The sequence below is a fragment of the Xanthomarina sp. genome (genome assembly GCF_035306605.1).
Classification (GTDB): domain Bacteria; phylum Bacteroidota; class Bacteroidia; order Flavobacteriales; family Flavobacteriaceae; genus Xanthomarina.
This window is the reverse complement of sequence record NZ_DATGNR010000008.1, coordinates 1-8,509: the sequence shown is the minus strand read 5'-3', so window position 1 is coordinate 8,509 and position 8,509 is coordinate 1. Positions and strand designations below refer to the sequence as shown.

The 8,509-nt window shown below is 33.0% G+C and carries 6 protein-coding genes; 1 reads left to right on the top strand and 5 read right to left on the bottom strand.

Annotated elements, in window-relative coordinates:
• The first annotated feature begins 179 nt into the window (after positions 1-179).
• Positions 180-1,073 carry a gliding motility-associated ABC transporter ATP-binding subunit GldA gene (gene gldA / locus VKY41_RS01180; protein WP_500812600.1) on the top strand — a complete coding sequence of 298 codons (894 nt, stop codon included), beginning with the start codon at positions 180-182 and terminating at the stop codon, positions 1,071-1,073.
• Between the two features lie 101 nt (positions 1,074-1,174).
• On the opposite strand, the gene VKY41_RS01175 is transcribed toward gldA, so the two are convergent.
• From VKY41_RS01175 to VKY41_RS01155, 5 genes are all read right to left on the bottom strand, one after another.
• The gene (locus tag VKY41_RS01175) at positions 1,175-1,921 is read right to left on the bottom strand and encodes a head GIN domain-containing protein (RefSeq protein ID WP_500812599.1); all 747 of its coding nucleotides are present in this window, start codon (positions 1,919-1,921) and stop codon (positions 1,175-1,177) included.
• A gap of 3 nt (positions 1,922-1,924) precedes the next feature.
• Complete coding sequence (locus VKY41_RS01170; protein WP_500812598.1) at positions 1,925-3,016, bottom strand: acyloxyacyl hydrolase; 1,092 nt, start codon at positions 3,014-3,016, stop codon at positions 1,925-1,927.
• A 114-nt stretch (positions 3,017-3,130) separates the two neighbouring features.
• A complete protein-coding gene (gene thrA / locus VKY41_RS01165) occupies positions 3,131-6,529 on the bottom strand; it encodes a bifunctional aspartate kinase/homoserine dehydrogenase I (RefSeq protein ID WP_500812597.1) in 3,399 nt (1,132 codons plus the stop codon).
• A 3-nt stretch (positions 6,530-6,532) separates the two neighbouring features.
• Positions 6,533-6,982 carry an OsmC family protein gene (locus tag VKY41_RS01160; protein WP_500812596.1) on the bottom strand — a complete coding sequence of 150 codons (450 nt, stop codon included), beginning with the start codon at positions 6,980-6,982 and terminating at the stop codon, positions 6,533-6,535.
• Positions 6,983-7,005: 23 nt separating this feature from the next.
• Positions 7,006-8,301, bottom strand: a complete 1,296-nt coding sequence (locus VKY41_RS01155) for an O-acetylhomoserine aminocarboxypropyltransferase/cysteine synthase family protein (protein ID WP_500812595.1) — start codon at positions 8,299-8,301, stop codon at positions 7,006-7,008.
• Positions 8,302-8,509 lie beyond the last annotated feature (208 nt).

The window sequence follows — 8,509 nt, the reverse complement described above, 5'->3', positions numbered from 1 at the left end:
CATCTCGTTCCTTTTGTTAAAAAAGAAATAGTTCCAGTTGTAATATGCAAAATTCAATGTTGCTTTCATATTGAGTCTGCTAAAGTAGCTAATAAATTTAAAAAACAAAATGTAAAGACTATTTTTTAATTGAAATCGATTGCGAAATAGTTATTTTTACAAAAAAATCGAAGAGTTTTATGTCTATTGAAGTTGAAAATATCACGAAAATTTACGGTTCGCAAAAAGCACTGAACAATATTTCTTTTAAGGTAAGTAAACCAGAAATCGTTGGGTTTTTAGGACCTAATGGTGCTGGAAAATCTACTATGATGAAGATTTTAACCACGTATATTGAGGCATCCGATGGACAAGCAAAAGTTAATGGTTTTGATGTGAAAACCGATAAACAAAAGGTACAACAAAGCGTTGGTTATTTACCAGAACACAATCCGTTATATTTAGAACAGTATGTTAGAGAATATTTGAATTTTAATGCAAACGTATATGGCATAAACAAGCAACGTATTGAGGAAGTAATTCAACTTACAGGGTTAACCCCAGAATCCCATAAAAAAATCGGGCAACTTTCTAAAGGCTACAGACAAAGGGTGGGTTTAGCAAATGCTTTGCTACATAATCCTGAAGTATTGATTTTAGATGAGCCTACAACAGGTCTAGACCCAAACCAATTGGTAGAAATTAGAAGTTTGATTAAAAATATAGGTAAAGAAAAAACCGTTTTCCTTTCTACACATATTATGCAAGAGGTGGAAGCCATGTGCGACCGAGTAATCATTATTAATAAAGGTGAAATAGTTGCCGACAAAAAACTGAAGGAACTCCGTGATGGTCAAGAACAAATTGTTATTGTAGAGTTTGACTACCGAGTGGAAGACGCCTTTTTATTGCGGTTACCGAAAGTTAAACAAGTTGTAAATACTCATGATTTTATTTATGAAATTACTTTTTCTACATCTGAAGACATGCGCTCTCATGTATTTGATTTCGCCCATGATAATCAGTTAAAAATCCTTCAATTAAATCAGAAAAACATGAGTTTAGAAAATCTATTTCAAGAGTTAACGAAATAGTTGTACTTCATTTTAAAGAAAAAAAGTACCGGCTTAGCAGAATAACTTCAGAGAAGAAACTTATGTCTATTAGAATTTAAGTTTCTTTTAAACTATTTATTTTATTCAAAAATAAGTTTTCCTGTATAAAGCTGTTCTACATCTACTATTGCAGGTTGATTTTTCGAGATTAAATTGCCCGTTCCACGCAACACACCAGTTAGTTTTTGTTGTGGATTTACAATCATATCATTACTTCCTCTATGAGAAACACTTACATTTTGTGCTATTAAATTAGCGCCTTCAAAACGTCCTGACCCAGCGAAAAAACCAACAGAAAGATTATTAGTTTCTCCTGAAATATAAAATGACGACAGGTTATTTGCTGTAATTTTTAAATTATTAGAGATCACTTTTAATCTAAAATCACCTATAGTAAAATCTGCTTCTACAGCGAAATCCTCGGAAAGCAAGCTTAAATTACTATAACTTAAAATCCCATCAGACAGAATATCATATTGTGTAGAGCTTCTAATTAGCGTAATATTTGGGGCGGTAACATAAACTTTAGTTGGTTGGTAATCTCTTACAAAGTTGCATGTATTATTATCTATTAATCTCAACTGACCATTTATAACATAAACATCTATATCATTTATTAAGTTGCTCCCTGCTTCTATTAAAACACTGGTGTTTGGAGCTTCTTTTAAAATCAATTCTATATTTCTATTTACAAATATCTCTTCAAAATCGGCTACAACAACTTCCTTAGTAATTAGGTTTCCTGTTTTTTTAAAACAATCGTTGGCATCTTCGCTATCGCAAGAAAATAAACATCCTAAAACAAATATGAGTAAATACTTTTTCATTTTTTACAATCTAATTCCCACACCTAATTCAACCGCTTCTGCTTTGGCTGCATGTGACTTTAATGTTAATGCTGCAAACCATTTATCGCCAAAATAACGCTTAGCGCCAACTCTAAGGTAGGTTCTTCCTTCAAAATCGTATGGATAGTAAACATAATATCCAAATTGAGTAACTACAGACATTTTATTGATAAACAATTCATGTCCGGCAAAAATCCCAACACGTTTATAATCTTCATCTCCTGAAACATTTTCTTCTGGAAAAGAAATGGATTTATAGTAAATCAATTCTTTTAAAAACTTAGAAAAGAATACATCAGCTCCAAATTGAATGGCACTTTTATAAGACAGGCGTTTATCTGCATAAGCTGAAACCACATAAAAAGGATATTGTCCGCTTCCAATAACATCGCTTTCATTTATACCAGATCTGAAAATAAAATTGTACTTTATTGGTTGGGTAAATTTCTCCTTGGTTACCGATTTAATATATTCCGAATCGACTTCATCTAAATTATAAGTCAACCCCACATTAAAAGCAATGGAGTTAACACTTGTATTTGGAGCCTTTACATTGGCATTGGAATAATGGATGAGCGAAAACCCTCCTTGAATTCCAAATCTATCCAAAACTCTTTCTTTTTTATAATTAAGCATCAAGTAGGTTGAACTCAAAATAGCTGAGCCAAAAGCTACGTTTTTATGATTCTCTACCTTGTTGTAAGGATTCGTATTGTAAGCCAAACCTTGACCTAAACGTAGCTGTAGATTTCGATTTAAAAAATAAAAATTATAGTGTAAATAAAGCGAATAATTATTACCTAAAACATCATTTTTCATGTCTTGATAAGCAAATGAGGCTCCCCAATCTGGATAACCATATCGTTGCTCCCAATCCTCATTTCCAAAGGTTTTTTTATTCCAACTTAAAATAACACCTTCCGGATGTCCTTTAATTAAATGAAGGATATCGTTATTATGCAAAGCTATATTTCCTGAAAAATAATTAACATCAAAATATGAATTGGTTTTCTTTTCCTGAGAAAAAACCAATCCGAAACAAAAACATAAAAGATAGGTAATTAGTTGCCTCATTAATTTTAAATATGAGGCAAAAATAGCAGAATATTTAAAATACCCGTGACACTATGGCTTTTATATTATTGCATTTTCTTTTACAGGTTTTACAACATCCAAATTCTTGACGTTTTAATTGGTATTTTTTGCCAATCTTAAAATATCTCCAAATACGCCTCTTGCCGTAACATCTTTCCCCGCTCCAGCTCCTTGAATAACTAATGGCCTTTCTCCATAAGATTCTGTAAATATTTCGAACATAGCATCCGATCCTTTTAAAGATCCTAACACTGAATTTTTAGGCACAGAAACTAATTGCACGTCTAACCGTCCCTTACTTTGAAACAAGTCACCCGACAAATCTCCAATATATCTCAATACATAATCTGGCTTTTGCGCATCTTTTTTATGCTGAAACGTAACGTTCAAAGCTTCTAAATTTTCTAAAAATTGTGAAGATGAAATATTTCTAAATTCCTTAGGAATTAAATTTTCTATATGAATATCTTCAAATTCATTCTCTAGATCCAATTCACGAGCAAGAATCAATAATTTTCTAGCTACATCGTTTCCGCATAAATCTTCTCTTGGATCTGGCTCTGTGTAACCTTTATCAATTGCTTCTTGTAAGATTTCTGAAAACGCTCTATTTTCTAAAGAAAACGTATTAAACAAATAACTTAGAGAACCAGAAAACACACCTCTTATTCTCGTGATGTTCTCGCCTGATTCATGTAGTAGCTTAATGGTATCTATTAAAGGTAATCCTGCGCCAACATTCGTTTCATAAAGATATTCCTTTCTATTTTGGACTAATTTCTCTCTTAAGGCTTTATAAAAATCATGAGCAACCGTATTCGCGATTTTGTTTGAAGAAACCAAATCGAATCCCGCTTCCACTAAAGGAATATAATTATCAATAAAGGATGCGCTAGCTGTATTATCTACAGCTATTAGATTTTCAAGATGATACTTTTTGGCATAATCTATTACAGCTTTAGCTGATATATTATCAATTCCTTCATTTTCTAAATCCTGTTTCCAATTTTCGCTAACTCCTGACGCACTCAACAACAACTTTTTTGAATTGGCAATAGCAAATACACGTAATTGAATATTTCTGCGTTTTAAAATAGATGCTGAATTCTCTAAAATTTGATCAATTAAAGTGCCGCCAACCAAGCCTTTCCCGAAAACGGCTATATTTATTTTTTTGGCTACACCAAAAACCTGTCCATGGATAACATTAAGCGCTTTATGTAATTGTTTTTTTCTAACAACCAAACTCACATTTTTACCAGAAACAGTATTGTTAAATAACAGAGGAACGATTTGATTTTTTATTAGCGAATTATACGGTTGATGAAATTTACTTAAATCTAAACCAATGATTGAAATGACTGAAACATCATCAATAATTGAAATTTTATGGACGTCTTTAGTGTAAAATTCACTTTCAAATTCAAGCTCTAAAGCGGCGACGGCATCTTTTGCTCTATTTGAAGCTACAATAAAACCAATGCCACGCTCAGAAGAACCTTGAGCAATAATACTTACACTAATTTGATGTGTGCTTAATGATTTAAAAATTCTTGCATCCACTCCTATTCTACCTAAAAGTCCGCGACCTTCAAAATTTATTAAAGACACATTATCTATAACTGAAAGCGATTTTATGCCTTCAGCTGTTGGTTTCGATGTAATTAAAGTTCCTTTATCTTCAGGGTTAAAGGTATTCAAAATACGTAGGTTAATATTTTTTTCTATTAATGGAACTATAGTTTTAGCATGTAAAATGGTTGCGCCAAAATTAGCTAGCTCATTTGCTTCACTAAAAGACAGTTGATCTATTTTTTTGGCATCGAGAACTAAATCAGGATTGGCGGTATAAATTCCGTTAACATGCGTATAGTTTTCCAACTCTTCGGCATCTAAATAATTGGCCAACAAAGAAGCCGTATAATTACTTCCATTCCTACCCAAGGTAGTGGTTTGGTTTTTTAAATTCGATGCAATAAAACCTGAAACAATATGAACGGCATCACCATTATATTTTTCAAAATGAGATTTTATATTCTTCTCTGAAACTGCTAAAATTGGCTGTGCATCACCAAAGTTTTCATCTGTTTTTATTAAAACTCTTGCATCCGTGGAGTATGCTTTTATTTTACGTTCGCATAATAATTGGGTTACCATTTTTGTTGCAAGTAATTCCCCATAAGCTAGAAATTCATCCTTAATTTTCATACTATAGTCTTGAAGTAAGCTTACTCCTTCTAGAATCATGTCTAATTTTGAAAATTCATCCGAAAAATCTATGGTTTTACAAGGTTCCGATTGATCAGTTTTAAATGCTTCTAGCTCCTCCTTGTAGGTTTGATTAGTAGCTGCTTTCTCCAAGATAGCTTCTAATTCGTTAGTAGCGTTTCCTCTTGCAGAAACAACCACTGTAATATTTTGCTTATCCTTTACTTTGGCTTCTATAATCGATAACACCTTTTCTAATCCTACTCCATTTGCCAAGGATTTCCCTCCAAATTTCAATATCTTCATTCTATCTCTTTTTGATTCAGGCTTAAATATTCCTGAAATGATTTTTTCTAATTGTTCTAGTTCTATTAAAAAAGCATCGTGTCCGTGAATGGACTGAATTTCATTATAAGTCACATAAGGATGTGTTAATGCTAGATGTTTTTGTGTTTCGCGGTTTTCTTCAGCTGTAAAAAATAAATCTGAATCAACACCTATAATATGAATATTGGCCTGAATGCGATGTAAAATTTTAAAACTATACTGACCTCCTTTAGTAACATCAATTGTTTTTAGTAACTGGTTCATTAATTTATAAGATGCCAACTGATATCGCTCTTGCAATTTTTTACCGTGGTGCAACAACCAACTCTCGACATTAAAAATCTGTAAATCGGTGTTTTTAGTTCGTTGAAATCGTTCTTTAAACGACGCTGGTGTTCTATAACACAGCATAGCATGCATCCTGGCATCATGAACTGGATTACTAGAATTGACAAGAAATTGTTCTTGGATTTGGCAATTGGCAATAAGCCAATCAGTCGCTTTCCAATCGGTGGCTACTGGAATAAAATGTGTTACTAAATCAGGTTTCAGGACTAACATTTCCCAAGCAATTCCACCACCTAAAGAGCCGCCAATAAGGGCAAACAACTTATGGATTTGAAGTGATTTTAATCCCTCTAAAAATAGCGCTGCAATATCTTTGGCAACAAAACTCTTATAGTCTTCAATGATAAAATCATCATAACCATTTCCCGGAATATTAAACGCTAAAACGGTATATGTCTGCGTATCGATAACTTTGGCTTTTCCAATAAGGTCTTTCCACCAACCATCTGCTCCAGACACATTACTATTTCCCGTAAGCGCATGGTTAACAAGAACAATTGGAGCCGTACCTAATGGTTTTCCAAATAATTGGTAAGACAATTTTAAAGTAATTGCCTTACCAATTTCTAATTTGAAATTTGGAATTTGGATATGTCCTAATTTTGACATGCTTTAAATGGCATATTGTTTTTCAACCTCAAGACTTACTGGAGTCGCGTTTAATAAATTATCCTTAACCGGGCAGCGCTCTTGAACTATTTTCAACCAAGCTACCAATGTTTCAATAGATGCTTCTGTTTCTGGAATTAGCTTTAAACTAATTTCCTTGAATCCTGCTCTTTCGGCATTAGACGTTCCAAATAGTTTATTTGGATTTATAGTTCCTTCAGCTTCAATTTTTAAGGTATTAATTGTAAACCCTAATTCTTTAGCCACCAAGTGTCCAACTACGTTTACACATCCAGCTAAACCGGCTAAAATATATTCTACAGGATTTGCATTTTCATCTGTACCACCTAAATCTTCTGGTTCGTCTATTACTAATTTAAAATTCCTTGTTGTGGCAATGAATTTTGCTGGAGAAGCACTTTCTCCTTGTACTTTAAATATTAAATCGCTCATAATTAGTATCTGTAAAAGTTTAATTAATCTTGTAAAATGGATTCGTTAATTATTTTAAAAGCAGCTTTTAAATCTTCTTTTAAATCCTCTAGATCTTCAATACCAACTGATAACCTAATTAAGTCTCGACTTACACCTGCCTTTGTTTGTTGCGCCTCATCCAGTTGTTGATGTGTGGTACTTGCAGGATGAATTATCAATGATTTTGTATCCCCAATATTCGCTAATAGGGAAAATAACTTTGTGTTATCCGCTAATGTTTTTGCTGCTTCAAATCCGCCCTTAACTCCAAACGTCACTAAACCACTTTGTCCGTTTGGCAAGTATTTATCTGCTAAAGTTTTATATTTACTACTTTCTAAACCAGGGTAGTTTACCCAACTAACCTCCTCTTGTTCTTCTAGCCATTTGGCTAGTTCCAATGCATTTTTAGAATGTTGTTTAATTCTAACTGACAATGTTTCTAGGCCTTGAATAAGGTTAAACGCATTGGTTGGACTTAATGCACCACCAAAATCTCGCAAACCTTCTAAAATTAATTTAAAGGTATAAGATGCCGCACCTAAAGTTTCATAGTATTTTAAACCATGATATCCTGCTGAAGGCTCTGTGAATTCTGGAAATTTTCCATTTGCCCAGTTAAAAGTACCAGCATCAATTATTGCTCCTCCTAAGGAAGTTCCTTGTCCGCCAATGTATTTTGTTAAGGAATGAATAACTATATCTGCACCATATTCAATAGGCTTTAGTAAAACTGAAGTTGCTACTGTGTTATCTACTATAAAAGGAACTCCCGCAGCTTTTGCATGTACTGAAATAGCCTTTAAATCTAAAACATCTAATTTTGGATTTCCTAAAGACTCAACAAAAAATGCTCTTGTATTTTCTTGTACAGCTCCTGAAAAATTATCGGGATTATCGGGATTAACAAAAGTGGTTGTAATACCCAATCTTGGTAAGGTTACATTTAGCAAATTAAATGTGCCTCCATACAAACTACTTGAAGCTACAATATGATCTCCAGCTTTTAAAAGTGTTAATAAACCTGTAGAAATTGCTGATGTACCCGAAGCAAAAACCACTGCGCCAACACCACCTTCTAATGCTGCCAAACGATCTTGTAAAATTTGATTCGTAGGATTATTTAAACGGGTGTAGATAAACCCTAATTCTTTTAATGAAAAAAGATTAGCTGCATGTTCTGAATTGTTAAAAACATAAGATGTAGTTTGATAAATAGGAACGGCTCTTGTTCCTCCATGTTGCTGAACATCATGTCCTGCATGCAACGCTTTTGTTGCGAAATTTTGAATACTCATTTTTCTAGTTTTTTTGAGTTAATAAATAAATTAAACCAAAAGCCAAATAAGCCTCGAATGAAGCATACTAATAGAAAAATGTTAAAAAGAAAATTGAAATCACAGATGAGTAATTTCGTTTGAGTTATCTATCCAATATTTCGATAAATGAATCGAAAATTAAGTAGAATTTAGCACCTTCATAGTATAGAACTAAGGGTTGCTAAGG